This window comes from Bradyrhizobium sp. CCBAU 65884 (assembly GCF_028128835.1).
GTDB classification, from domain to species: Bacteria; Pseudomonadota; Alphaproteobacteria; order Rhizobiales; family Xanthobacteraceae; genus Bradyrhizobium; species Bradyrhizobium ottawaense.
In genome coordinates, this window is record NZ_LBJU01000022.1 from 1 (window position 1) to 650 (window position 650).

General features: G+C 58.0%; 1 protein-coding gene. It reads left to right on the top strand.

Annotated elements, in window-relative coordinates:
* The coding region (locus XI03_RS01560; protein ID WP_271591094.1) for a sensor histidine kinase at window positions 1–650 on the top strand (650 nt) is incomplete at both ends.

The following is a 650-nucleotide window of genomic DNA, read 5'->3' on the forward strand; positions in this document are numbered from 1 at the left end:
TGACGCGTGTAACGGCATTAGGAGAGCTGACAACTTCCATCGCACACGAAATAAACCAGCCACTCGCAGCTATTATCGGCAACGCCGATGCGTGCCTCAGTTGGATGGGCCGCGAAGCTCCTAATCTTTCCGCCGCGCGCTCTTCGGTGGAGTGGATCATCGAAGATGCAATTCGGGCAAGCGAGGTGATCCGCCGCGTTCGCGCACTCGCGAAGAAAGGCGAGATTGAAATGGTGCCGCTCGACATCAATGAGGTGGCTAAGGACGTCATTGCGCTGGTAACACGAGAGCTGGCGAGCCACCGAGTGACGTTACGAACTGAGTTGACGGCGGCGCTGCCTACGATCCTCGGCGACCGGATTCAGCTACAACAGGTGATCATCAATCTGGTGATGAACGGAATCGAAGCCATGGACGCGGTTACAGACCGGACGCGCGAGCTGCTGATTCAATCATCAAAGGACGATCTGGGGTACGTGCAACTTGCCGTGAGCGATTGCGGCGTCGGGGTCGCCGAGGACGACGTGGACCGCGTCTTAGATCCCTTCTTCACCACCAAGGCCAGTGGTCTTGGAATGGGTCTTTCGATCTGCCGATCGATCGTGGAAGCTCACGGAGGCCGGCTGTCAATCGTCCCCAAGGATGGACCG